Here is a 24,534-nt window from a genome sequence, read left to right as displayed (position 1 = left end):
AGTGGCGTACGGAAGCCCGGCGCGTTTCCGGCCGGTTAAAAGATCTCCGCGGTCAGGGTCGGTGCTCCTGTGCTGCCCAGCTGAGGTCGTCGCGCAGGATCTGTACCGTTTCGGCATTACCGTCGGTGATGCGAGGGTCGTCGAGAAGCGCCTGTGCGACCCGGTCCAGCTCCGATCGGGATGCCGTGATCAAGTACGCCGCGACGTTGTGCGGACCGGTCTGCTCCACGACGAAGCGGATGGCGGGGTGTTCCCCGAGATCGGCGAGCAGGCTCGGCACGTCGCCGGCCCTCACGGACATGCTGAGATTCGCCTCTGCCGTCTCCTGCGATGCGCGTACCCGCACGGTCGCCCGGATCGCTCCCGTTTCCAGCAGCCGCAGGGCGCGACGGCGGGTGGCGGCCACGGTCAGCCCGGACACCTCGGCCAGGGCTGTGTAGCTCGCCCGGCCGTTACGCCGGAGTTCCTCGATGAGCCGGCGATCCACGTCGTCGGCGTCCACTGCCTCGTCGGCCCAGGCCGTTGCACCGCCGCGCCAGGCCGCGCCGACCCGCACACTGACGATGACCGAGACCTCGGCGCGGCGGACACCGGGCAGCGAACGCAAGGCCACGCTTCCGGCGACGAACTCGGGGTGATCGGCCGCGGCCATCTGGATGAGCAGATCGCCGCTGTCCGCCATCAAACCGATCCACGGCGACGCCGCGACCGCTTCACTGGTGAGTACCTGCTCCCGATCGGCGCCGCCCACACGGACCATGTACAGGAATCGAGGTTGCTCGAGCGCCGGATGAACCATGACAGTCGGTGTGAGGTCGCCGTTGCACAACAGCGCGCTCACCCGGGAACGCACCGTGGACTCCGGCTCGCCGAGCCGTCGAGCCAGATCCCGATAGGTTGCGCGCCCATCCCGCACCAGCAACTCGGTCAGCCGGCTGTCCAGCGCGTCCTGCACGGATCCATCCCATCCACCGGCTCACTGGCCCGCGTCTCTCCGGTACGGCATTGCCGGCGCCCGAAGGACGCGTGGATGACCATACCGAGCGCGCGTCAGCGTGAGAGCGCGGCGAGTTCCGCCCGAGACCGGGCGCCGAACTTCCGCAGAAGATTCGCGACGTGGTACTTCGCGGTGTTGATGCTGATGTTGAGGGTATGCGCGATCTCCTGGTTGGCGGCGCCGGTGACAACCAGGCGGAGAACGTCGCGCTCGCGTTCAGTGAGGTCTTGCTGATCGTCGATCGTGCCGCTGAAAGCCGGAGCGTCGAGCGGGATCGTGATGTCGATCTGTGAACCCCATGTCGGTGTCGAGCTGACGCGCAGATGGCCGTCAAGGGCGGCGACACGTTCGGCGATGGGACGGATAGCGTCATCGTGCGCGTCGAGCATGCCGTCACCGTCATCGCGGACCTCAACGAGCAGGTTCCGCCCGTCGCAGTCCCATTGGATCCTGACCCGGCGGGCGGTGCCCGCGTCGATCAGGGCGAGCACCGCGGTGCGCACGATGGTGCGGGCTGCCCGGGCGACGTCGCCGGGCAGCGCCCGGCCGCTCGCCGGCGGCTCGATGAACTGGACATCGAGTTCGCCGAAGCGCACCAGTGGCCGCAGGTCGTCACGGAGCCGGGTGAACGCGTGGGTCACCGGCTCGAGCAAGGAGCTGCGTTGCTGGTCGGTGGCGGTGCGCAGACCGATGAGCGCGGCGGAGGCGACCTCGATCGCCTCGGTCCGCGCCGCGGTGGCGTCCAGTCGTGAGGATCGCAGCACAGCAAGGATGGACTCGAGCGTCAGGGCATGACGAGTGGCCTGCTCGGCGACGGTCTGGGCGTGTTCGCCGAGCAGGTCGCGTGCCGCTGTCGACGCGGTGGTGGGCTCAGCCGGCATGCCCCGAACCTACCTGGAGGGTCGGGTCCCACCCGATCGAACGGGATTGCCGCCCAGAGGAGTAGCGGCCGGCCCGCCGAGACCTGGCGATCATCAATGACATGTTCACGGAAACAACCGCCACCAGCGCGTTTCTACTGGTGGCCGACGAGGTGGAGGACCTGGCATCGCGTGTCTCCGCCGGTGACGGCGCCGCGCTCGCCACGGTCGCCGACCTGATTGCCGGCGCCGGTCGGATGTTCACTCACGGCGCCGGCCGCTCCGGCCTGGCCTTACGGATGACCGCGATGCGCCTGATGCACCTCGGCATCGAGACGCACGTCGTGGGCGAGACCACCACGCCCGCGATCCGCTCCGGTGACGTGCTGCTCCTCGCGAGCGGTTCGGGCACGACGCCGAGCGTGGTACGCGCCGCGGAGACCGCAGGGCGTGCCGGCGCTACCGTCATCGCGGTCACCGCTGCAGCCGGCTCACCCCTGGCCCGTCTCGCCGCCGCGACGGTGCTGCTGCCCGCCGCCACCAAGACGGACCGGAGCGCCATCGCGTCGGCCCAGTACGCCGGGAGTCTTTTCGAACAGGGCCTCGTCCTTCTCGGGGACGCACTGTTCCACACCCTCTGGCAGCACAGCGGCCGCTCGGCGGACGACCTGTGGCCCACTCACGCCAACCTCGAATAGTTCAGCGAAAGACAGGAAAAGGACCATGCAACTCCAGTTCGCCATGGACACGCTCAGCACCGACGCCGCCCTCGCGCTCGCCGCGGCGGCCGCCCCGCACGTCGACATCCTCGAGCTCGGCACCCCACTGATCAAGAGTGAGGGCCTCGCCGCCATCACCGCGATCAAGAAGGCGCACCCGGACAAGATTGTTTTCGCCGACCTCAAGACCATGGACGCTGGTGAGCTGGAGGCCGAGATCGCCTTCACGGCCGGCGCCGACCTGGTGACTGTGCTCGGGTCTGCTGGCGACAGCACCATCGCCGGTGCCGTGAAGGCTGCCAACAAGCACGGCAAGGGGATCGTCGTCGACCTGATCGGTGTTGCCGACAAGCCGGCCCGAGCCCGGGAGGTCGTGGCCCTCGGCGCCCAGTTCGTCGAGATGCACGCCGGACTCGACGAGCAGGCGGAGGAGGGCTTCACCTTCGAGACGCTTCTCGCCGCCGGCAAGGCCGCCGGCGTCCCGTTCTCCGTCGCCGGGGGAGTGAGCGCCGCATCGGTGGCCTCGGTGCAGGCCGCCGGGGCCAGGGTGGCGGTCGCGGGTAGCGCGATCTACAGCGCCGAGGACGTCGGCGCTGCCGCCGCTCAGATCCGCGCAGCGATCAACTGACGATTTCACCATCCGTGTTCCCGGTGGCGCCGGCGTACGCTCGCGTGGCGGCACCCCCGGGCCGGGCAATCTTGAACAGTGTCAGTCGGGGTCGGCGGTGGAGGCGGCGGGGGATCGAGGAGACCGAAGCGTCCCGGGACGGCGAGCAGTTCGGGGCGGCGCAGGGGCGACTGCGCTCTGCACCGCGGCGAAGATTCCCAGCCGGGCGGCGATGATCGACTGGGATCCGCACCGGTCGCCGCAGCCGAGCCAACCCAGGGTGGTCTCGGGCAGCCGGCGCGATGATGCCGGCGTGGCTGTTGAACAGCATGGCGATCGGGAGGAGTGGCCGGATGTGCCGAGTCCGGTGGTCAGGTCTGGAGGTGCGGTAAGGCCGACGTGACCTCGAACAGGGCACGGTCGAAGACGCAGGATGATCAGAGCACGAGGATTCCGATGCTGCCGAGGGGCACTGAAGCCGGAAACGCCTCCGGGCGGGGAGTCGTTTTGTCGGACTCTGGAGCCACTGTCATGGTCTCCGCCGATGGGTGTCAGTGGAGACCATGACCCGTCAAAGGCTTCTGGTGATGTGTCAGACGGTCAGTCGGTCGCGGTGTTCACCTGCTGGATGCTGTCGTCTGTGGACATTGAGCTGGCGGCGCAGCTTCTCGCCCTCGACGTCGACGTCTGGCAGGACGCGATCGAGCCATCGTGGTAGGTACCACGCTGTCCGGCCGAGCAGGGTCATGACAGCGGGCACGATGGTCATCCGGACCACGATGGCATCGAACAGGACCGCGCAGGCCAGCGCGAAGCCGATGGATTTGATGATGGCGTCCGGGGCGAGGATGAAGCCGGCGAAGACGCTGATCATGATGATCGCGGCGGCGGTGACGACGCGGGCGCCATGACTGAAGCCGGAGACGACGGCCGCGCGTGCTTCGGCGCCGTGGACGTAGTCCTCGCGCATGCGTGTGACGAGGAAGACCTGGTAGTCCATGGCGAGGCCGAAGACGATGCCGATCAGGATGATGGGCAGGAAGCTGATGATCGGTCCGGGCTGGTCGACGCCGAGCAGATCGGCGGCCCAGCCCCATTGGAAGACCGCGACGACCGCGCCGAAGGTGGCGGCGATACTGAGCAGGAACCCGAGCGTTGCTTTCAGCGGTACCAACAACGAGCGGAAGACCAGCATCAGCAGCAGGAAGGCGAGGCTGACCACCACCAGCAGGTAGGGCAGGAGTGCGTCGCCGAGTTGCTGCGAGATGTCGATGTTGACGGCGGTCTGGCCGGTGACCCCGATCCGGGCGCCGGGCACCGTGCCGTCGATCTGGCGGATGGTGTGCACGAGGTCTTGGGTGGCGGTGTCGCTGGGTCCACTGGCCGGGATGACGGTCAGGACGGCGGTGTCACCGGCCTGGTTGAGGACGGCAGGGGTGACGGTCGTGACGCCGTCGAGTTGTCCGATGCGGTCTGCCGCCGTCTGAGCGGAGGCTTTCACCGATCCGGCGGCGCCGTCGACGACGACGGTCAGGGGCCCGTTGAGGCCAGGCCCGAAGCCCGCGGAGATCAGGTCATAGGCCTGGCGAGGGCTGCTGGTGGGTGCCGCGGTGCTGTCGTCGGGGAGGCCGAGCTGCAGATCGAGGGTGGGCAGGGCTACGACGCCGAGGCCGATGATCCCGGCGACGAGCGCGATGACCGGCCGACGGGCGATGGCGCGGGCCCAGCGCAGGCCGAAGGCTTCCTTGCTGGGCACGCGGCGGGCGGGTTTCCCGGAGACCTTGTGACCGGCGAATCCGAGGACTGCGGGTAGCAGGGTCAGTGCGATGAGGACGGCAATGGCGACGGTCAACGCGGCGCCGATGCCCATCTGGGCGAGGAACGGGATGCCGACCACGGAGAGAGCCACCAAGGCGATGATCACGGTGAGTCCGGCGAACACCACGGCTGATCCTGCGGTGCCGGTCGCGCGTCCTGCGGCGTCTTCGGGTTCGTAGCCGTCGTCGAGTTCGGAGCGGTAGCGCGACACGATGAACAAGGCGTAGTCGATGGCTACCGCGAGTCCGAGCATCAGGGCGAGGATCGTGGTCGTCGACGACAGTTCGATGAACCCGGTTGCAGCGGTGATCGTACCGACGCCCACGCCGATACCGAGCAGTGCTGTCAGCAGCGGCAGGCCGGCGGCCACCAGGGATCCGAAGGTGACGAACAGGACCACGGCTGCTACGGCGACACCGATGACTTCGGTGAAACCGGGCTCGCTGCCGCCGTCCATCGCGTCGCCGCCGGCTACCACGCTCAGTCCGGAGGTGTCGGTTCGTTCCACGATGCCGGCGAGGGCGGTCTTCGCTTCCGCTGTCAGGTCCCGGGCGGACATCTCGTAGGATACCTGTGCGAAACCGACCGTCGCGGCCTCGTTGATCGTGTGCGCCTCGTACGGGTCATCGACGGAGGCGACGCCGGGTGCCTGCTGCAATTGCGTGACGATGTCTTCGACTGCGGCTCTGATGGTTTTGTCGGTGAGTTTGCCGTCGGTGGTGGCGAAGACCACGCGGGCGGTGGCGCCGTCGGCCGAGGCTTGCGGAAAACGTTGCTGGAGCAGGTCGATCGCCTGCTGTGACGGGGTGCCGGGGATGCGCAGGCCGTCGCTGGTTGGGCCGGACAATGTCGCGGCGCCGATCAGGGCAGAGGCGAGAACGGCCAGCCAGAGCCCGAGAACCAGCCATCGTCGGCGGAAGGCGGACCGGCCGAGCCGGTACAGAAACCAAGCCATGGGTGAGTCCTCGTATCGGTCGAGTCGGAAAGGGGGGTGTCCTGCAGAAGCTAGCCACCGAGCCCATAAAAAACTGCACGATCGTGAAGTTCATTACTTCACGATCGTGCAGTTTTTACTGTGCAGTTACCAATTCCGACGCAGCGCAATGCCACCGTGGCCCAGTGCTGCTACCCCCGCGTGGCCTGCGGTTCCTGTGGCAGGTCGAGACTGGTGCGCAGACTCACCGGCCGTAGCGACACGGCAGCCACGATGCCCAGCACCGCCACGGCTGCGGAGATCAGGAAAACGGTGCCGGTGGCATTGCCGTACGCGACGTTGTCGGTGGTGGTTGTGTCGAGGCCGCGGGCGTAGATCGCGCCGAGTACGGACACGCCGACGGTGCCGCCGAGCGAGCGGAAGAACGCGATCGTGGAGCTGGCCGTGCCGATGTCGCGCAGTGGAACGGTGTTCTGGACGACGAGGACGAAGTTCTGCATCGTCAGTCCGATCCCGGCGCCGACGGCAAGCATGCCCACGCCCATCAGCACCAAGGGTGTCCGCGCCTCGGTCAGACCTAGTAAACCGAGCCCCGCGGCGAGCAGAACCGCGCCGGTGACCAGGAACGGCTTGACCTGCCCGGTACGTGAGACCAACCGGCCGCCCACTAGCGACGTTACCAGGATGCCCGCCATCATCGGGATGGTCAGCAGGCCCGCTGAGGTCGGCGAGAACCCTCGGGCGAGCTGGAAGTACTGGGTGAGGAACACGGCCGCGCCGTACATCGCGGTCCCGGCGGCCAGGCTGCCGAGAATGGCCAGAGCGGTCGTGCGTTGCCGCAGGATCCGCAGCGGCAGGATCGGCTCCGCCGCTCGCGCCTCCACCCAACCGGCGAAAGCCAGCAGGCCGAGCGCCCCCATGATGAACAAGACGCTCGGCCGCGACCACCATGCGAAGGCGTCGCCGGCGAACGACACCCACACCAGCAGCAGCCCGACGCCTGCCGTCATCGTCATCGCACCCAGATAGTCGATCCGCACTCGTTCCCGGGGCACCACCGGGATTCGTAACGTCGCCTGGAGCACGATCAGGGCGGCGACGGCGACCGGGATCCCGATGAAGAAGCACCAGCGCCAACCCAGCCAGGACGTGTCGACGATCAGCCCGCCGAGCAACGGGCCCCCGATCGTGGACAGCGCCGTGGTGCTGCTGAGGTAGCCGCTGTAGCGACCGCGTTCTCGTGGGGGGATCATCGCGGCGATCGCGATCTGGGCCAGAGCTTGCAGACCGCCGACTCCTGCTCCTTGCACTGCTCGAGCGGCGATCAGGGACCCGACGTTCTGGCTCAGTCCCGCCGCCAGCGACCCGGCCACGAACACCACGATGGCAGCGTGGATGAGCGTCTTCTTGCTGTAAAGGTCGGCGAGTTTGCCCCAGATCGGGGTGGACGCCGTCGCGGTGAGCAGGGCTACGGTGACGACCCAGGTGAGCTGGGCCGGCGATCCGTTCAGTCGGTCCAGCATCTGAGGCAGCGCAGTCGAGATGACCGTGCTGCTCAACGTGGCAACGAAAAGTACCAGCAGCAAGCCGCTGAGTGGCGCGAGCAGACGTCTGTCGGCGCTCATCGCCTGCGCCGCCGGTACATCACGAACACGGCAATGGCAGCGGCGAGGAGCACGGCTATGACGATGCCGGCGCCGGCACCTTTGGCTCCTTGAGCGATCGCCACCGCGAACAGGATGGGCAGCGCTGTGGCGATCGCGGCTCCGGCGGTGACGGCGGGCAGGAACATGCGGTAGGAGAGGCCGCCGGCGCCGGCTACCGGTGGCACGACGTTACGCACGAACGGGATCACTCGGCCGGTGAATACCGCCCAGGCCCCGTGTTTCTGCAGCATGAGTGTTGCTTTATCCCAGGACTCGGCGCCACGTTTACGGACGAGCCGGGTGTCGCGCAACGGTGGACCGACCCGGCGGCCGAGCTCGAACCCGACCACGTTGCCCGCCACCGAGCAGGCGACCGTGGTGCTCCAGAGCAGGAAGAAGTCTGCGATCGATCCGACGGCGGCCGCCGCGAGCAGCAACGCTGCCTCGCCCGGCAGGAAGAAGCCGACGCCGATGATGCCCTCACCCAGGACCAGCAGGCCCGTGGCGGCGACGATCGCGTATTCCGGCAGTTCTTGCAACCATGTGAGTACGTCCATGGGGCGTGCTCCCTTCAGATGCTGGCTGTCGGTGTCCCGTCAAGTGGTGCTGATGGCCTTCAGCAATTGGGCGATCTCGGCGCCGGGATCAGCGGGGACGGTGTAGCCGGTCTCGTCGCGGATCTCGTCGAGGTGGTCCCGCACGTCCTCCACGGACAAGGCGGGATGGTGGTAGCCACGAGTTCGGCCGGTGAAGAAGCGAGCTACCTGCCCCGCGCCCGCGGTGTAGATCTCGCCGGTCACCGGGCAGCCCTGGTGCGCGAGGAACGCCACCACGGGTGATACGAGCGCCGGATCGAGCCGGGCCGTGACCGCGTCCATCATCGACTGCGCCCGCGGATCGAGCCCGCCAGCGGGCATCGAGTGGGTGAGCATGCGGGTGGCGGCGATCGGGGCGACGGCGTTGACCCGGATGTCGTACCCGGCGCCTTCGAGGGCCAGAACACGGGTCAGACCGGCGATGCCGGCCTTGGCGGCCCCGTAGTTGCTCTTGCCGGCGGTGCCGAGCAGCCCGGCGGCCGAGGTGGTGTTCACGATCCGGCCATAGCCCCGCCCGGCCATGACCCGCCAGGCCGGGCGGATGAGATGGAAGGCGCCCTTGAGGTGCACGTCGAGGACCGCGTCGAGTTGCTCGTCGGTCAGGTCCCCGATCGGGCTGTCGCGCAGGATACCGGCGTTGTTGATGAGGATGTCGACATGCCCGTACGCGGCGACTGCCGTACCGATGACGGCTTCTCCCCCTTCGGAGGTTTCGACGCTGTGGGTGTCGGCGACGGCTTCCCCGCCGAGCTCACGGATCTGCGCAGCGACCTCCTCGGCCGGACCTGCACCGGCACCCTCGCCGGTGACCGAGCCACCGAAGTCGTTGACCACGACCCGGGCGCCGCGCTCGGCCAGCAGCAGCGCGTGGTGGCGGCCGAGCCCGCCCCCCGCTCCGGTGACGACGGCGACCCGGCCGTCGAAACGCAGGGCGCTCACCAAGCGACCGGGAGATCGTGGACGCCGTAGATGCTCATGTCGTTGCGGAACCGGATCTCCTCCAGCGGCACCGTCAGCCGCAACCCCGGCAGTCGGCGCAGCAACGTGGGAAGAGCGATCTGCAACTCGGCACGGGCCAGAACCTGACCCAGACACTGGTGCACGCCGTGACCGAAGGCCAGGTGACCGCGCACGGCGCGGTCGAAGTCGAGTTCACCGGCGTCGATGGCGAAGGCGGGATCCCAGTTGCCGGCGGGCAGATTCATGACCAGGCCCTCACCCGCCTTGACCTGCTGCCCGCCGATCTCCAGGTCCTCGTGCGCCACCCGGGCGACGAGGCTGTGCACGATGGTGAGATAGCGCAGCAGCTCCTCGACGGCGTTCGCGATGAGGGCGTCGTCGTCTGTTTCGCGTAGCACCGTTGCCTTCGCGGGGTTGTCGAGCAGCGCCGCCGTCCCCAGGGCGATCATGTTCGCGGTGGTCTCGTGGCCTGCGTTGAGCAGAATGACGCCGTTCATCGCCGCGGTCTCGCGGCGCAGCTCACCGGTGAGGACGTGCTCGTGGACGAGGCGGCTCATCAGGTCGTCGCCGGGCTCGCATTCCTTGCGAGCCACCAACTGCATCATGTAGCCGAAGAACTCCCGCGAGGCAGCCGCCTTCTGCTCCCGCGACGCGCCCATCGTCATCATCGTCGCGGTGATCTTCTGGAAGAAGTCATGATCGCTGTACGGGACACCCAGCAACAGAGAGATGACCAGCGATGGCAGCGGCAGCGCGTAGTCGGTGACCAGGTTCGCGGGCTGCCCGCCGGCGATCATGGCATCGATGAGGTCGTCGGCCATCTGCTGAATGCCGGGGCGCATGGCGTTGACGCGCTTGACGGTGAAGTCCTTGGTGAGCATGCGACGCAGACGGGCATGCTCCGGGTCGTCCATCCGCGGGAAGATGTCGGGGGCGTTTGTCCCGTCGTGGGCGCCGTTGCTCTGTAAGGCGAGAGCCTGTGCGCTGACCCGGGGATCGGTCATCGCAGCCTTGATGTCCTCGAATCGGCTGACCACCCAGACGGTATGGCCGTTCCAGATCGCCTGGTGCAGGCCCGGCCGCTCGCGCCACTGCGTGTACTCGGCGGGCGGGTCGAACGGGTGACGGGCGGAACGCGTACCGGGGAATGTTGCATTTGTCATGTGAACCTCTTCCGTTGTCAGACCGGTGTCATGTCGGTGAGAGCGGCCGCCCAGGGTGTGCGGGCGGCGATGAGCGCACGCCATGCACGCAAAGTTCGAGGGGATACGCCGACGGCCAGGACACCGGTCAGCGTCTGGCCCCGGCGGTAAGCCACGAGCATCCGGCGGGTGTCCACGTTGTTCTCCATTACGAGGGCTTCGTCGTGGCCACGCAGGACGCCGTACGCCTGGATCTTGACGTCGTACTGGTCGGACCAGAAGTACGGCACCGGCGCGAACGGGCGCGCCGCCTGGCCGGACAGGGCACGAGCTACGGCCAGGCCCTGCTCGGCTGCGTTGGTGCGATGCTCGACCCGCATCACCTCGCCGAACAGCGGGTTGTACCAGCGGGCCACGTCACCCACGGCATAGACGCCGGGGGCTGCGGCACAGTACCCATCGCAGACGACACCGTCGTCGAGGGTGAGCCCACTGCCGGCCAGCCACTCGGTGTTCGGGATGGTGCCGATCGCCATCAGGACCACATCGGCGGCGATCCTGGTGCCGTCGGCCAGCATCACTGCGGAGGCCTCGATGTGAGCCACGACAGCCCCGGTACGGACGGTGACGCCATGTGCGGCGTGCACTGCGGCCAGGAACCGGCCCACCTCCGTCCCGGCCACCGCCGCCAGCGGAACCGGTCCCGACTCCAGCAGTGTCACTCGTACGCCCAGGGCGACCGCGGTCGCCGCCACCTCAGCACCGACGAACCCGGCGCCGACGATCACCAGATGTCGGCCGGGCCGCAACTGCTCCCGGAACGCCAGAGCATCCGACAACGACCGCAACGTGTACACGCCGGCGAGACCCTCGGTCCCGGGTAGCCGACGTGCCCGGACCCCGGTCGCCAACACGACGGTGTCGTAGTCCAGGGCGACTCCGTCGGACACTGTCACGGTGCGGCGATCCGGATCCAGGCCGATCGCCGTACACCCGAGCCGCAGATCAAGATCAAGGGCGTCGAGCGCATCCACCGTACGCAGGGCCAGATCGCCTGACGTCCATCTGCCGAGCATGAATTGCTTGGACAACGGTGGCCGGTCATAGGGTGCCTCCACCTCATCCCCGACCAGAGTGAGCCCGCCGTCATATCCCGATCGCCGCAGCGCCTCAGCCGTGGCGATCCCGCCGGCCGAGGCGCCGACAATCACGACCCGCGTCACGACCCGGCCAGGTGGATCGCCGCCGCGGGACACATCATGGCCGACTCCCGCACCGCGTCGTGCAAGGACTGATCCGGAGCCGTTTCCAACAGCACCACGACACCGTCCTCGTCCCGCTGATCGAACACCTCAGGCGCGAGCAGCACACAGTGACCGGCGGCGACGCACTTCTCGGTCTCGACGTCGACGTGCAACACCATCACCCCTTCCGCCCCAAAATGGCAGTCGGCTGTCATTTAGTCCCGACAAGCTAGCACAGAACCGACAGTCGGCTGTCAATTGTTAGGCTGGGAAGGTGGCCACCGAGACCGAACGGCACCCGCGAGCCGACGCCGCCCGCAACGCGCAACGCATCGTGCAAGCAGCGCGAACAGCCTTCGCCGACGACGGACCCGACGTGCATCTCGAGGAGATCGCCCGCCGGGCGAAAGTCGGCATCCGCACCCTCTATCGACACTTCCCCACCAAGAGCGACCTCGTCCGGGCGGCCATCGACCAGAGTTTCGCCGAACGCCTGACTCCCGCCATTGAGCAGGCCGTCGCTGACGACGACGCGCTACGTGGCTTCACCACACTCATCGAAGCCGGAGTTTTCACCGTGGCGCGGGAGCGCAACACCCTCGCGGCGGCACGGACCACCGGATCCCCGACTGCTGACCTGTCCACCGCCTTCTTCACCGCACTCGCCACGCTCGCCGGGCGGGCTCAGCAGACCGGGGCACTACGGCCCGACATCACCACGGCTGACCTCCCGCGAATCATGGCGATGCTGGTCAGTGTGCTATGGAGTACCGATCCCGCTACCGAGGACTGGCGCCGTTATCTCGCTTTGCTGCTCGACGGACTCTGTCCCACCACGACTCGCAACCTGCCCGGGGCCGGCCGTTAGGCTACGAACAGGCGGCCACAGCAAGGAGCCCGAACGAAATGCCACGCACCACGGCGAAAGCACTGGAGAGTCGGCAGCGCTTCATCGACGTTGCTCTCGGCCTGTTCATCCGCCACAGCTTCGCCGGAACGTCACTACAAATGATTGCGGATGAACTGGGTGTCACCAAGTCGGCGGTTCACCACCACTTCCGCACCCGCGACGACCTGCTCCAAGCCGTAATCGATCCACTGATCGGACAACTGCGCAACGCCGTCGAAGCAGCCGAGGCGTTACGCGGACGCCATGCCCGCGCCGAGCGCCTGCTCATCGGCTTCGTCGATATCGTCGTAAACCACAAAGCCCTGATGAGCCTGCTCTCGGGCGACCCCGGAGTCATCGAGATGCTGCGTGCCCACCCCGAACTCAGCGCCCTGAGTCGACGGCAGATGACCCTTTTCGCAGCGGTCGAAGCCGGGCCGGCCGGCGAAGTCAAAGCCAGTGTCGTCACCCGCGGACTCGCTGGTGCGGCAGCCAACCCTTTGTTCGGACTCGACGACCAAGCGCTGCACACCCACCTCTGTACGGTTGGTCGGCTCACCCTCGGCCTGCCCCGATTGCGCCCTTCATAGCTGTCCAAGGGCAGGGCGATGCTCCCTCAAGTCGAGGGACGGTGCTATGTATTTCTCGCGATCGGCGCGAGTGCCGATTCGCTGCATCTGCGAGCCGCTTAAAGCTCCTAACACGATCTCTGGTCAGTCCAGTTGATCAATCGTCGCCAGCAGATCAGGACGCAGGCGAGGCTGACGAAGCCGTCGTGGATGTCGAGTCGGCGTTCCCGACGCACGGCGAGGTGGCGGAACTGATGTAGCAGAGCGAAGGTCTGCTCGACGACGTAGCGCAGTTTGCCGAGGCCCTTGATTCCCGTGGTTTGATGTCAGGAACGTTCGCTCCGCTGGTCGGCACGTAGATCGGGGTACCGTTGCCGTCGCAGATCAGGTGTTGCTTGGAGCCGGGTTTGCCGCGGTTGACCGGCGACGGACCTGTTCCGGCACCCCCTTTTTTTTCGCGTCGATGTGACTGCCGTCCATCGCCGCTCTCGACCAGTCGATCCGGTTCGCCGCGTTCAACCTGGCGAGCAGTATCTGGTGGACCCGGTCGAACACGCCCGCCTCGGTCCACCGCTGCAACCTGCGCCAACACGTCATACCGGACCCGAAGCCGAGTTCCTGCGGCAGATCTTCCCAGCCGATCCCGGTATGCAGCACGAACAGGACGCCTTGCAGGCACAACCGGTCCGGGACCGGCCGCGGCCCCGGCGCCTTCGCCGGCCACGGAGGCAACACCGGCTCGATCAACTTTTACAACTCGTCATCAACGACCCATACCTTGCTCACAACGCCCGAACGAGACTGATCTTCACCTCGCAACGCTGATCAGCATCGATTCAGCAGATCGTGTTGGGAGCTTTTAGGCCCAATACGCCTGTCCGAGAAATTCGGGGCAGCTCAGATCCTCAGTCGGGTCGTTGAGCAGGGCACGGAGCACCTTTCCCGGTGTCCGCCGTGACCCGTGACGCAGGCGCCATGTACTGATCGCACGTTGGTCTGCCCGATGATGCCGTTCGTGAATACCAGGGGCGTAAGCGCCGTCAATGAGGTGACCCGAGTAGCAGTCCGGCGGTGACGTAGCGTCACAGCGCTTGGCGGTGAGAGGGTGGGAACCCGCAGGGCGGGTCGGTCCTCTCACAGATCGACTTCTTCCTCCGGAGTCCCGCCGTGCTCGATGCCGCGACCCTGCCCACCCCGCTCACGGAGGGGACGACCGAGGAGCGAGGGCAGGCAGTGGGGGATGGGTCGACAGCTTGCTTGCGCCGGGTCGCTACGCGCATTTCGGTCGGGTCGTTCGGGATGCCGCGCTTCCGCATGCGGATCTTCGTTAAGTCGCCCTGTTCAGTGCCGCCCTGACCCGAGTAGTGGACGCGCTAGACACCTAATCGCAGTCATGGTCTGCCTGCGTGGTGACTTGGGGCGTCCAGCGCGCCCGTATTCACCACACCCCCACGGGTGTGGTGACTTCGGGTGTCCAGCGCGCCCGAAATCACCACGCGGACGGGCTTCGCACCCTGACCACGAAACGTGTCTAGCCCCGCGCCGCACACTCGCTGGATATTTTCTGATCGGTTGAACGTGCGTCAGGGGGCGAGTCACTGCTGAGCTGTGCGCTCTGCACCGATGGAGACGGCGACGAGCGTGCAGGGTTCGGAGCCGTGGTTCCGCCACGCATGACGCGTGCCGTTTTGAACGATGACGTCTCCCTCGCGGAGTACGGTCGCCGAACCGTCGCCGAGCTCGAGCGTCGCCTCGCCGCGAACGACCATCAGGTAGTCGATGGTGTCGCTGGTGTGCATGCCGTCGGGTTCCGACGCCGCCATCACGCCGGGCATCTCCCACTCGAACTTCTCCGCTGCCGCAGCGAGGTCCACGTCCGGTGCTGGCGTTGCGCCCTCCGGGGGATGAGTGATGACCACGAAACGTGACCCACCCACGGGTGGGAAGTACGTCGCGGTGGGACTGGGCGATCCGTCGTCGGGGAACGTGGGGACGTCGTCGCGGCTCCAAAGCCGGTGCGCTGCGAAGCCGGGCATCAGATCCGACGTGACGGGATCCACGGTGCGGTCGTCGACGATGCGTGACGTGCCCTCGGCGTCGTGCCCGGTGACAACTCGTCTGGTCAAGGGGATTCCTTCGGTTCTCGGACGCGACTCGTGATGAGTCTTGGTCTCATCAGCGTACATCTTCATGAGACTTGGTCTCATCGGGTCGTGCGGCTACGATGCGACTGTGTCTCGCTGGCTGCCCGACTCGCATGCGCGTCTCGAAGATGCAGCCCTCGAGCTGTTCGCCGAGCGCGGCTTTGACGCGGTCTCGACCACCGAAATCGCGCAGCGCGCAGGGCTGTCCAAAGCGACCTTCTTCCGCTACTTCCACGACAAGCCGGAGGTGCTGTTCTGGGGCCAGGACCTCCTCGCCGATACGTTCCGGCAGGCGATCGCAGGGGCACCCTCGGATGCCTCGCCTCTCCAGCTGGTGGGTGCTGCGGTCCTCGCCGCGGACGGCATCTTCGACGCTGACCGGCATCGTCATGCCGCGCTCCGGGCGCGGTTGATCGCGTCCTCGGCGTCCTTGGGGGAGCGTGCGGGGCGGAAGCGTGCCGTGCTTGCTGCGGCGATGACCGATGCGCTCCGGGCGCGCAACGTCGCCGACGGCACGGCAGACCTCACAGGCATGGTGGGCGCAGCCATCTACGGTGCGGCGTACGAGCGTTGGGCCGCGAGCCCCGTCTACCGATCTTTCGCCGATCTCGCACAGCACGAGTTCGACCTGACGGTCCTCGCCGCTGCTGATATGTCTGCGCGGCCGAGGGCATCGAGGTGATCCGCGTAGCCGTCTGATGTTGACGGTGGGTCACGTGTGATCAGCAGGTCCGGGTCGGCGCGGGCCGCGGTGACGGTCGTGCTCTCGGCCGGGACGAACGTCGGAGGTCCGCAGGGGCCGGCCGTCGGGGGCGGTGATCACCTGGATGTCGCCGCCGTGGGCCGTCCTGTGGGGTCCCACCCTCTCGCCGCCAACGTGCTGTGACGCTGCGTCACCGCCGAGCCGCTACTCGGATCACCTCAGGGTGCTCGACGGGTCACCTCCACCGCAGGCAGGCTCAGCAGTCGCAAGACAGCGTGGGCGAGCACGTCGGAGGCTTCGGCGGTCTCTGCGGGCGAGAGCGAGATCGTTCGCCGGAGAACGGCCGTGATCGCACCGAGGGTGGCGGTGACGAGGATGTCGAACTCGAGCGTTTCCGGCACTGCGCCGCCCGCGGTCATCGCGGCGCGTACGTCCGCCCGGATTCTCTGGCCGCGCGGATCGTTGCCGTCGTCGAGCAGTGCGAGGCGGCGGGTGAGGATCGCGGCGATCCGCGGTTGCTCGAGAGCCAGCCGCCCGGTGTGGCGCACGCTCTCGATCAGACGATCAACAGGATCGGCGTCATCGGGCAGGCGTTCGGTGAGCCAGCGCAGGTAGTCGTCGACGGCCGTGGTCGCCGCCGCTTCGAAGAGTTCCTCTTTGGAGGAGAAGTAGTTGTAGAACGAGCCGAATCCGACATCAGCGAGCTCGGTGATCGCCTGGATGCTGGCGTGCGCATCCTCACCCTCGGAGAGGAGGTGCTGGGCCGCTTCGATGAGGGCCGCACGCGTGCGTTCCTTGCGGCGGTTCTGCCGGGCGGGGGGTGGTGCGTCGGGGGCTGGCATGCCTCAACTCTACAGCCATCATCAAAGTTGATAGAGCTATCAATAATGATGATACGATCAACTCCGCTACTGAAGGAGTGAAGTTTGATGCCTGAGGATATGGACGATTCGGGCGCCGAACAGGCGGAACGTGGTCCCTCGGAGGTGAAGCCGGCGCGGCGCAGCACGCGGCGGACCTTTCTGAAACGAGTGGGATCGGGTGCCGCTCTTGTGGGACTCGGGGTGGTCGCCGACGAGACGATCAGGAGCGCGACAGCGCCGGTGGTGCCGCCACGAACCACCGTCACCGCTGCGGACGGCGTGCGGATCGACGACGTGACCGTCATCGACCCGATCGACGGTAGCCGCCGTGCCGGTCGGTCGATCGTCGTGCGCAACGGGCGCATCGCCGACGTCATGCCGACCGCGTCGGCGCCGGTCGAGTCGTCCCTGCGTGTCATCGACGGCGCGGGGCGCTTCGCCGTCCCGGGCTACAACGACATGCACACCCACGTGCTCCAGTCGCCCAGCACGGAGCTCGGCTTCGCGCTGATGCTGTCCCAGGGCATCACTGGGATTCGCCAGATGGAGGGTTCCGAGGAGCTCTTGACCAGACGCGCCGAGAACCGGCTCGGGCTGAACGAGACAGCCCCGCGCCTCCTGCAGCTGCCGGGCGCACTGCTCCTGCCGTTCAACGCGAACAGCGTCGACGACGCCCGGACCGAGATCGCCCGCCAGTGGGATCAGGGTGCCGACTTCATCAAGATGGTCCTGACCGACCGAGAAGTCTTTTTCGCCGCCATCGACGCGGCGCACGAGAAAGGCCTGCGCATCGCGGGTCACCTGCCTCCGCCGGTACGCATCGACGCTGCGGCCGAGAGCGGCTTCGACTCCATCGAGCATCTCGGGACCGGTTCGAGCGTCTTCCTCACACTCTCCACCAAGGCCGACGAACTCTGGGCACAGACCCCGTCCACGCTGCCCTTCCCCACCTGGGCTGCCGGCATCCCCTTCGCCGGCTGGGCCTTCGACACCTTCCTGAAGAAGAACTTCCTCGGCCCGGCCACCAACACCACGGATGCCGACCAGCTCGCTCTGCTGAAGCAGGCCTTCGACACCTACTCCGAAGACCGCGCGACCGAGCTCGCCGGATCCTTCGTCGCGAAGCGGACCTGGAACATCCCGACCATGGCCAACATCAGGAGCAAGTACGCCCTCGACGATGCGGAGTTCCGTGACGACCCCTGGCTCAAGCAGCTCCCCGCCAAGGAACAGGAGGAACACCTCGCCGCCGTCGCGACGTTCCGCTCCACCCCATCCGCCGACCTCGACATCCTCCACGAGTACTACGAACGCACCCTCCAGACCGTGGGCATCTGGGCGAAGGAAGGGGCGCCGATCATGACGGGAACCGACGGCAACGGTCGCGGGGTCGGCAACAGCTTCGCGATCGAGTTCCGCGAACTGGGACGCGCAGGTCTCACTCCGCTCCAGGTTCTGCAGGCCACGACCAGCCAGCCGGCGAGCTACCTCGGGCGCACCGACCGGATGGGCCGAATCGCCGCGGGGATGGACGCCGACCTGCTCCTTCTCGACGCCGACCCGTTGGCCTCGATCGAGGGGCTGAGTTCCATCTCCCTCGTCATGCGCGACGGACACGACTACACGTCCGCCGATCTCGAAGCACGCATCGGGCGGCTCATGACGGCACAGGACTGATCTTCGGCATGCGGCTACGCCGCCCCGGCGGCCCGCCGTCGTCCGGCCACGACCGCGGTTCGTGATGTGCCGGCATTCCGAGGGTTCTGACATCTGACGTTGCCGGCAGTGTGGCGTCGAGAAGTGCTCGACCGCGTGGAGCACCTGCCTCATGGCCTCGCCCGCGGCGGTCCAGCCGAGCACCTGTTCGCGTAGGCGGAAGGCATGCGCCATGGCCTGCCGGGTACGGGGCAGCGTGTAGCGGATTGTCTGGTTAGGATCACCGCCTGTGCGAAACCGATTGATTCTCGCGTCCTTTTCCGGAGCGGCGGCCGTGGTGCTGACCGGTGCCGCGGCGTTCGCGGTGGCCGGGGGAACCTCCGCCGCGGTGCCCGGGTACGCCGCCCGGGTCGTCGTCTCCGACGCCACGGGACTTCCCGCGCAGGGCTGCTCCGGTGCTCTCGTCGACAAGCAGTGGGTGCTGACCTCGGCGCTCTGCTTCACCGGGCAGGCCACCCCGGCCGCCACCGTCTCGGTGGCAGGTGTCACCCGTACGGTGACCGAGGTGCTCAAGCACCCGGACCGGGCGGTCGTCCTCGCGCGTCTGTCCGCCGATGTCACCACTGTCGAACCCGCGAAGCTGGCGGGCACCCCGTCCTCGGGGGAGACGCTGACGTTCGCGGGCTGGGGCCGTACCGCGACCACCTGGGTGCCGGACCAGCCGCACCGGGCGGATTTCCAGGTCACGCAGGTTTCCGGTGTCACCGCCGAGCTGACCGCGGCTGCCGCTGACGCCGCCCTGTGCAAGGGGGACGCCGGAGCGCCGCTGGTGCGCGGCTCGGACGTGCTGGCCCTCGCTGCGTCAGCCGGCCAGCGCGGCTGCCTGGACGCGCCGGCGGGCGGTACCGGCGCCGCGCAGGCGGTCCTGGTCGGGGATCTGTCCGGTTGGCTGGCCGCCGCGACTTCGGTCCCGGCGGACTTCAGCGGATTCGCCAAGGTCCAGGCTGGTCGTTTCGACGGTGACGCTCACCCGGACGTCACGGCCATCGAGCCGGCGACCGGCAAGTTGTGGCTGTTCCCGGGTACTTCCACCGGTCATGTGGTGGCCCCGAGGGTGGAGATCGGCCGGGCCGGCTGGAACGCGTTCAGTCAGATCGCGGCCGGTGACGTCACCGGTGACGGTCTCGCCGACCTGGTCACTCTGGAGTCCGCGACCGGCAAGCTGTTCCTCTATCCGAACACCGGCCAGAGTGGTCTGTCGCTGCCCGGCGCGCGGGTGGAGATCGGCCGTAGTGGCTGGAACGCTCTCACCGATCTGATCACCGGTGACTTCACCGGGGACCGTCTCGCCGACGTCGTCGCGGTGGAGTCCGCGACCGGCAAGTTGTTCCTCTATCCGAACACCGGCCTGACCGGGCTGTCGCAGCTCGGCGCGCGGGTGGAGATCGGCCGGGCCGGCTGGGGCGCGTTCGGCAAGCTCGTCGCGGGGGACTTCACCGGTGACGGCCTGGCGGACATCCTGGCGGTGGAGTCCGCGACCGGCAAGCTTTTCCACTACCCGAACACCGGCCAGAGTGGCCTGTCGCTGCCGGGTGGCCGGGTCGAGGTCGCCTCCGGCTGGCAGGGCCACACCGAGGTGGCGGCCGCCGATTTCACCGGTGACGGCCGGCAGGATCTGTTCGCGCTGGTCTCCGGCGCCGGATGGCTCTATCCGCTGAACGGTGACGGGTCGGCGCCGATCAGTACCCGGACTCAGGTGCGTACCCTCTCCTGATGTGCTGCTCCGGGACGGCGGGCCGGCCGTCCCGGGTTGACCGTGATTGATCGTCGCCGTGGCGGGTACGGGCGGCGGCGCGCCGGGATCGTCGGGTGAGATCCCAGCGCGCCGCCGCCCGCCGGATGCCGCGGGTGGTGCCTACTTGCAGGACTTGACTCCCGTCGCGTACGCCAGGCCGAAGCCCGCCGCCGACGAGTCCATGAAGATCACCTCGCGTCCGGTCGCGGCTGTCGCGAACATCTGCGCGCCCGGGCTGCACGATGCCGGGCCGAGGTACCTGCCCTGGAACGTGTACTGCTTGAGTTTCGGATTGAGTGAGTTGTCGGGGTAGCCGCCGGTCTCGATCCAGGCCTGCACCGGCGCCTCCTCGGTGACGGTGAGGGTGGTGTCGGACAACGCGACGGTGTCGGCGCGGATCGCCTGCGGGGAGTTCTCCTCGAACAGCAGGTGACTGGTGCCGGTGGCGAAGTCGAAGAGCCGCACGGAGTCGTGGTAGGCGCCCTGGCTCCACTCGCCGTCGATGATCGTGCCGTAGTCGCGGTCGGTCATCCAGGCGACCGCGGTGTCGGACACGTCGGGGTAGCTCATCCTCTCGGCGCCGACGTCGCCGCCGGCGTAGGCCGTCTGCCCGGTCGTGACGTCATGGACCTCGACGCCCAGCGACCAGTAGTAGCCGTCGGCGTCGGGCTGGTTGAAGATCTCGTAGCGGACGTAGGAGATCTTCCCGCCCTTGACGTCCGGTGCCGTCGCGCTGCCGAACCAGCCGGGATGGGTGAGGGTGTGCACGGTCGGCGAACCGCCGCGCAGGTAGCGCACCACGTCGAGATATCCCTGCGCCGGGTCGTACTGGCTCCACGCGACGACGCCGCCGTCGAAGCCGAGGCCGCTGATGCGTTCCGGGGAGCTGTAGAGCTCCGTGACGGGGCCGCCGCCGATGGGCGCCGACAGGATGCGGTTGGTCTCGTACGTCGGTGATGCGGGGTTCAGTGCGATCGACAGCCACACGACGCGTCTGCCGTCGGTGTGCGGGAAGCTGTTGACGCTGCCGTCGTCGGGGGAGATCCGGTACGGGGTGCCCTTGCCGTTGGTGCGGCCGGCCCAGATCGAGGTCGGTTCGGTGCGGTTCGCGTCGGACCGGGGCACGGCGAACCAGCCGCCGGCCACGCTCGCCTTCATGTCGGCGTACATGCCGGTGTTGAGCCGGTCGATCAGGACCTCGGTGCCCTTGCCGTACAGGTTCGCCTTCCACTTCGCGGTGATCCCGCGGGAGTCGAACGCGGTGCGTACCACCTTGAGGTCGGTGTTGTTCAGGCGGAACGACCTGGCGGAGGCGATGATCGCTTCGCGGGCGTCGACGAAGTCGGACATGGGCGTCAGGTAGTCGGTGAGGGCGCGGTAGACGATCTTGTCGGCGGTCGTCCTGCCGAGTTTCTGGCGCAGGTCCCAGAGGGCGCCGGACACGATCGTCGAGTTGAGGTGCACGCCGCCGTCGTCCATCGAGGGCGTGTCGATGAGGTGCTGGAAGTCCGCGGTGGTGGCGCCGTCGTCGAGGTCGCGCAGGGCGCACTGGGCGGGGGCCAGGGTGCGGCAGAGGTCACCGCCGAGCAGGCTCGCCTGCGGGTCGGACATCGGGGTGCCCGACGTGTCGACGTCGATGGCGTTGCCGAAGTAGTCGGCGACAGCCTCGTTGAGGGCCCCCGACTGTCCGGCGTAGACGAGGTTCGCGGTGTTCTCGACCACGCCGTGGGTCATCTCGTGGCCCACCACGTCCGGGTCGGCGGACAGCGGCAGGTACTCGGCGTCGCCGCTGCCGTACACCATGCGGGTGCCGTCCCAGTACGCGTTCACCCACGGGTAGCCGCCGTAGGTGATGCCCACGATCGAGTCGATCGGCATGCCGGCGTCGTCCAGGCTGTCGCGCCCGAGTTTCGCCTGGTACCACTCGAACACCTGCGCGGCGTCCCAGGCGGCGTCGACGGCGCCGGCGTCGGTCAGGTCGGCGCCGAGCGTGGTCGACGCGGAGACGAACGGTGCCAGGCCCTCCGGCCACTGGCCGCTCATCAGGTTGTAGTAGTCCCAGCCCCGGCCGTCCCAGGTGGTGACCGGCACCGTCCGGCCGCTCGGCAGTTTGTGGGTCAGGTCCTGCATGAGGTACGCGCCGGTGCCGGACTGGACCAGCGGCAGCGACACGGCCGTGCCGTGCAGGGTCGTGCCCTGGCCGACGACCGGGGCCGTCCCGTCACCGGCCGTGCCCGGCGCGGTGCCGGTCTGCGGTGCGGTGGTGGCACCGGCGGCCAGGGCGGCGGCCTGCGCTGCGGAGACGAAGGACTTGATCCGGCTGACGCTGAGCAGCGGCACCCCGTTGGTCGCGCCCACGTAGACGTCGCGGAGCACGGGCTGACCCGTGACGGCGTCCTTGCCCTTGACCAGGATGCGCCGCGCGAGCACACCGGTGCCGGTCGGCATGACCAGGAGTCCCTGGTCGGTGCCGGTGAGGTCGGTGGGGGTCCGGCCGGGCGCCTGCCCGGGGCGGGAGTCGGGGGCGACGACCGCGGTGCCGGGGTGCAGGCTCCTGCGGACCTCCTCGACCGCCCGGGAGACGGCGACGGCCGCGGGGATCGCGGTGGCGTTCGTGTCGACGTCCAGGTTGGTGAAGTAGGTTCCCGAGGTTCCGGTCACCGTGCGCCTGTCGGCGGTCTTCTCGGTACGGACCACGTACTGGGCGCCGAACACGGGCAGGCCCTTGTACTTCTGGTCCAGGCGGACCGTCTCCCGCTCGTCCTGTGTCTCGACGCTCGCGGTGGTGAGGGTGCCTGCCGGATCGTCGATCCGGTAGCGGTCCTGGTGGCCGGCGAGGTGGGCCTTGGCGGCCTGGTCCGCTGCGATCGTGGCGTTGACCGGGTCGGCGACGTCCTCCACGAGTGCGGGGGTGTCCGTGGGAGGCGCCGCGGTGACCGGGACGGGCACCTCCGGCGCCGTCGTGCCGGCCGGCGACGGGTCCGCCGCGTTCGCGGGCTGGGCGGTGGTTCCCAGGATGGCAGCCGTCGCCAGGACGGCGATCGCGGGTAGTGCCTTGGGTCTACGCACGTGTTGCTCCTGCAAGGTCGTGGACGGCGTCCATCCGCCGGCCGGTTCGTCTCCGCACCGGTACGCCCACCTCACCCCGGTGCCGGAGGGCGCCACAAGGACGATGTTGTGCACCTGCGCAAGTGCGCAGCGGCGCCTAGCCGTCCACACCGGACGATCGGGGGACCGGTGCCCGGCGGCTTCTTACAGATCCGTAATCACCGATTCATCGCAGCGAGAGGCGCCGCGGGCATCCTCATGGCGGAGGATGACGAGAACGTATGGACGACACGGATATACCCTGGTCGGCGACGGGTCTTGATCCACTGGCCGGCCGTGTGCTGGAGCACCTGGTGGCCGTGCGATCGGCGGACCGCGACGAGGTGGCGTCGGCGGCCGGTGTGTCACCGTCGGAGGCGGAGCGGGCGCTGCGGCACCTCACCGACGCGGCCCTGGCGTCGCGGATCGGCGGTGCGGTGCCGCGCTGGGCGGCCGCACCGCCGCGGCCGTCGCTCGGCGCCCTGCTGGCCCGCCGGCGGGCCGAGCTCGCCCGCGTCGAGAATCTCGTGGAGCGGCTCTCCGAAGCGCACGAGGCGGTGTCCTCCGCGCGTGCCACGGACATGGTCGAGGTGCTCCTGAGCCGGGACGAGGTTCCGGCGCGCTACCGCCAGCTGCTGAGGGGAAGCTCGTCGGAGGTGCTGCATCTGGCGAAGCCGCCCTATGTGACGGGTGCGGCGGCCTCCGCCGAGACGGCCGCCGTGACGCCCGGCGTCCGGATGCGTTCGGTGTACGAGCTGGACGGCTTCACCGACGCGGTGTCGCTGCGCACGGCCCTGCGCGGGACGGGCCAGGGCGGGAAACTGCGGCTCACGTCGCAGATCCCGGTGAAACTGGCGATCTTCGATCGGGGTGCCGCGCTGATGCCGATCTGGGGTGACCGCCCGTCGTCGGGTTCCGTGGTGGTGCACTCGCCCGCCCTGGTGACGGCGCTCGTCGCGTTGTTCGAGAGCGTGTGGGAGCGGGCCGAACCGGTGTCGCTGACGAAACGGCACGACCTGCCGGAGCCGGAGCCGGAGCCGGAGCGTGGACTGCCGGCCTCGGGACGGGACCTGCGGACCCGGGAGATCCTGCGCATGATGGCCGCCGGGATGAAGGACGAGACGATCGCCCGGATCCTCGCCGTCAGCCGTCGTACCGTCCAGCAGCACATCAGCGATGCGGGTTCGCTGCTCGGCGCCCGGACCCGTTTCCAGCTCGCCGTGCTGGCGGGCAAGCGGGGGTGGCTGAGCGAGCAGGGCGACAGCATGCCGCAGCCGCTGCCGGCGCGATGAGACGGCGGCCCCG

At 68.3% G+C, this 24,534-nt stretch carries 20 protein-coding genes and 2 pseudogenes; 8 read left to right on the top strand and 14 right to left on the bottom strand.

Going from position 1 to position 24,534, the window contains the following annotated elements:
• Positions 1-52: 52 nt before the first annotated feature.
• Both QSK32_RS34580 and QSK32_RS34575 read right to left on the bottom strand, forming a co-directional pair.
• Positions 53-955, bottom strand: coding sequence for an Lrp/AsnC family transcriptional regulator (locus tag QSK32_RS34580; RefSeq protein WP_285474247.1), 903 nt, complete (start codon positions 953-955; stop codon positions 53-55).
• A 95-nt stretch (positions 956-1,050) separates the two neighbouring features.
• Positions 1,051-1,878: a LuxR C-terminal-related transcriptional regulator gene (locus QSK32_RS34575; RefSeq protein ID WP_285474246.1), complete on the bottom strand. Its 828-nt coding sequence runs from the start codon at positions 1,876-1,878 to the stop codon at positions 1,051-1,053.
• A 101-nt stretch (positions 1,879-1,979) separates the two neighbouring features.
• Between QSK32_RS34575 and hxlB the strand changes: the two genes are divergently transcribed.
• On the top strand, positions 1,980-2,555 hold the full coding sequence (gene hxlB, locus QSK32_RS34570) for a 6-phospho-3-hexuloisomerase (protein WP_285474245.1): 576 nt from the start codon (positions 1,980-1,982) through the stop codon (positions 2,553-2,555).
• A gap of 25 nt (positions 2,556-2,580) precedes the next feature.
• A complete protein-coding gene (hxlA, locus tag QSK32_RS34565; RefSeq protein ID WP_285474244.1) occupies positions 2,581-3,204 on the top strand; it encodes a 3-hexulose-6-phosphate synthase in 624 nt (207 codons plus the stop codon).
• Between the two features lie 571 nt (positions 3,205-3,775).
• Here the strand turns inward: hxlA and QSK32_RS34560 are convergent.
• From QSK32_RS34560 to QSK32_RS34530, 7 genes are all read right to left on the bottom strand, one after another.
• Positions 3,776-5,956, bottom strand: a complete 2,181-nt coding sequence (locus QSK32_RS34560; RefSeq protein WP_285474243.1) for an MMPL family transporter — start codon at positions 5,954-5,956, stop codon at positions 3,776-3,778.
• A 170-nt stretch (positions 5,957-6,126) separates the two neighbouring features.
• Complete coding sequence (locus QSK32_RS34555; RefSeq protein WP_285474242.1) at positions 6,127-7,560, bottom strand: MFS transporter; 1,434 nt, start codon at positions 7,558-7,560, stop codon at positions 6,127-6,129.
• Positions 7,557-8,138: a DedA family protein gene (locus QSK32_RS34550; protein WP_285474241.1), complete on the bottom strand. Its 582-nt coding sequence runs from the start codon at positions 8,136-8,138 to the stop codon at positions 7,557-7,559. Before QSK32_RS34550 ends, QSK32_RS34555 begins: the two co-directional genes overlap by 4 nt.
• 39 nt (positions 8,139-8,177) lie before the next feature.
• Entirely contained in the window at positions 8,178-9,116 is a 939-nt protein-coding gene (locus tag QSK32_RS34545; RefSeq protein WP_285474240.1) for an SDR family NAD(P)-dependent oxidoreductase, read from the bottom strand.
• Positions 9,113-10,300 (bottom strand): cytochrome P450, encoded by a 1,188-nt coding sequence (locus QSK32_RS34540; RefSeq protein WP_285474239.1) that lies wholly within the window; start codon positions 10,298-10,300, stop codon positions 9,113-9,115. The genes QSK32_RS34545 and QSK32_RS34540 overlap by 4 nt, the downstream gene beginning before the upstream one ends.
• Positions 10,301-10,317: 17 nt before the next feature.
• Positions 10,318-11,490 (bottom strand): NAD(P)/FAD-dependent oxidoreductase, encoded by a 1,173-nt coding sequence (locus QSK32_RS34535; RefSeq protein ID WP_285474271.1) that lies wholly within the window; start codon positions 11,488-11,490, stop codon positions 10,318-10,320.
• A gap of 8 nt (positions 11,491-11,498) precedes the next feature.
• Positions 11,499-11,702, bottom strand: coding sequence for a ferredoxin (locus QSK32_RS34530; protein ID WP_502872577.1), 204 nt, complete (start codon positions 11,700-11,702; stop codon positions 11,499-11,501).
• A 95-nt stretch (positions 11,703-11,797) separates the two neighbouring features.
• Between QSK32_RS34530 and QSK32_RS34525 the strand changes: the two genes are divergently transcribed.
• Both QSK32_RS34525 and QSK32_RS34520 read left to right on the top strand, forming a co-directional pair.
• Entirely contained in the window at positions 11,798-12,391 is a 594-nt protein-coding gene (locus QSK32_RS34525) for a TetR/AcrR family transcriptional regulator (protein WP_285474238.1), read from the top strand.
• A gap of 38 nt (positions 12,392-12,429) precedes the next feature.
• Complete coding sequence (locus QSK32_RS34520; protein ID WP_285474237.1) at positions 12,430-13,002, top strand: TetR/AcrR family transcriptional regulator; 573 nt, start codon at positions 12,430-12,432, stop codon at positions 13,000-13,002.
• A gap of 107 nt (positions 13,003-13,109) precedes the next feature.
• Here QSK32_RS34520 and QSK32_RS34515 read toward each other — a convergent pair.
• Both QSK32_RS34515 and QSK32_RS34510 read right to left on the bottom strand, forming a co-directional pair.
• Positions 13,110-13,728 (bottom strand): annotated as a pseudogene (locus QSK32_RS34515) (IS5 family transposase).
• A gap of 848 nt (positions 13,729-14,576) precedes the next feature.
• Positions 14,577-15,173 carry a cupin domain-containing protein gene (locus QSK32_RS34510; RefSeq protein WP_285474236.1) on the bottom strand — a complete coding sequence of 199 codons (597 nt, stop codon included), beginning with the start codon at positions 15,171-15,173 and terminating at the stop codon, positions 14,577-14,579.
• Positions 15,174-15,213: 40 nt separating this feature from the next.
• On the opposite strand from QSK32_RS34510, the gene QSK32_RS34505 reads away from it, so the two are divergent.
• A complete protein-coding gene (locus QSK32_RS34505; protein WP_285474235.1) occupies positions 15,214-15,807 on the top strand; it encodes a TetR family transcriptional regulator in 594 nt (197 codons plus the stop codon).
• Between the two features lie 75 nt (positions 15,808-15,882).
• Here the strand turns inward: QSK32_RS34505 and QSK32_RS34500 are convergent.
• Positions 15,883-15,966: pseudogene (locus QSK32_RS34500) on the bottom strand (IS5/IS1182 family transposase); the annotation flags it as partial.
• A gap of 80 nt (positions 15,967-16,046) precedes the next feature.
• Positions 16,047-16,670 carry a TetR/AcrR family transcriptional regulator gene (locus QSK32_RS34495; RefSeq protein WP_045746667.1) on the bottom strand — a complete coding sequence of 208 codons (624 nt, stop codon included), beginning with the start codon at positions 16,668-16,670 and terminating at the stop codon, positions 16,047-16,049.
• Positions 16,671-16,757: 87 nt separating this feature from the next.
• Here QSK32_RS34495 and QSK32_RS34490 point away from each other — a divergent pair, with 87 nt between their 5' ends.
• Both QSK32_RS34490 and QSK32_RS34485 read left to right on the top strand, forming a co-directional pair.
• The gene (locus tag QSK32_RS34490) at positions 16,758-18,368 is read left to right on the top strand and encodes an amidohydrolase family protein (protein ID WP_353051004.1); all 1,611 of its coding nucleotides are present in this window, start codon (positions 16,758-16,760) and stop codon (positions 18,366-18,368) included.
• A 268-nt stretch (positions 18,369-18,636) separates the two neighbouring features.
• Entirely contained in the window at positions 18,637-20,121 is a 1,485-nt protein-coding gene (locus QSK32_RS34485) for an FG-GAP-like repeat-containing protein (protein WP_285474234.1), read from the top strand.
• A gap of 141 nt (positions 20,122-20,262) precedes the next feature.
• Here the strand turns inward: QSK32_RS34485 and QSK32_RS34480 are convergent, their stop codons facing one another.
• Entirely contained in the window at positions 20,263-23,211 is a 2,949-nt protein-coding gene (locus tag QSK32_RS34480) for a M4 family metallopeptidase (protein ID WP_285474233.1), read from the bottom strand.
• A gap of 260 nt (positions 23,212-23,471) precedes the next feature.
• On the opposite strand from QSK32_RS34480, the gene QSK32_RS34475 reads away from it, so the two are divergent.
• Positions 23,472-24,521 (top strand): helix-turn-helix domain-containing protein, encoded by a 1,050-nt coding sequence (locus QSK32_RS34475; protein ID WP_285474232.1) that lies wholly within the window; start codon positions 23,472-23,474, stop codon positions 24,519-24,521.
• Positions 24,522-24,534: the final 13 nt, after the last annotated feature.

The sequence above is a fragment of the Actinoplanes sp. NBRC 101535 genome (assembly GCF_030269225.1).
GTDB lineage: Bacteria > Actinomycetota > Actinomycetes > Mycobacteriales > Micromonosporaceae > Actinoplanes > Actinoplanes rectilineatus.
This window is presented reverse-complemented; position numbering and strand designations above follow the sequence as displayed.

Bases quoted from the DNA above. Each gene is read 5' to 3' on its own strand.
- QSK32_RS34575 (WP_285474246.1), bottom strand. From the start codon at position 1,878: ATGCCGGCTGAGCCCACCACCGCGTCGACAGCGGCACGCGACCTGCTC.
- hxlB (WP_285474245.1), top strand. From the start codon at position 1,980: ATGTTCACGGAAACAACCGCCACCAGCGCGTTTCTACTGGTGGCCGAC.
- hxlA (WP_285474244.1), top strand. From the start codon at position 2,581: ATGCAACTCCAGTTCGCCATGGACACGCTCAGCACCGACGCCGCCCTC.
- QSK32_RS34560 (WP_285474243.1), bottom strand. From the start codon at position 5,956: ATGGCTTGGTTTCTGTACCGGCTCGGCCGGTCCGCCTTCCGCCGACGA.
- QSK32_RS34555 (WP_285474242.1), bottom strand. From the start codon at position 7,560: ATGAGCGCCGACAGACGTCTGCTCGCGCCACTCAGCGGCTTGCTGCTG.
- QSK32_RS34550 (WP_285474241.1), bottom strand. From the start codon at position 8,138: ATGGACGTACTCACATGGTTGCAAGAACTGCCGGAATACGCGATCGTC.
- QSK32_RS34540 (WP_285474239.1), bottom strand. From the start codon at position 10,300: ATGACAAATGCAACATTCCCCGGTACGCGTTCCGCCCGTCACCCGTTC.
- QSK32_RS34530 (WP_502872577.1), bottom strand. From the start codon at position 11,702: ATGGTGTTGCACGTCGACGTCGAGACCGAGAAGTGCGTCGCCGCCGGT.
- QSK32_RS34520 (WP_285474237.1), top strand. From the start codon at position 12,430: ATGCCACGCACCACGGCGAAAGCACTGGAGAGTCGGCAGCGCTTCATC.
- QSK32_RS34510 (WP_285474236.1), bottom strand. From the start codon at position 15,173: ATGAAGATGTACGCTGATGAGACCAAGACTCATCACGAGTCGCGTCCG.
- QSK32_RS34495 (WP_045746667.1), bottom strand. From the start codon at position 16,670: ATGCCAGCCCCCGACGCACCACCCCCCGCCCGGCAGAACCGCCGCAAG.
- QSK32_RS34490 (WP_353051004.1), top strand. From the start codon at position 16,758: ATGCCTGAGGATATGGACGATTCGGGCGCCGAACAGGCGGAACGTGGT.
- QSK32_RS34475 (WP_285474232.1), top strand. From the start codon at position 23,472: ATGGACGACACGGATATACCCTGGTCGGCGACGGGTCTTGATCCACTG.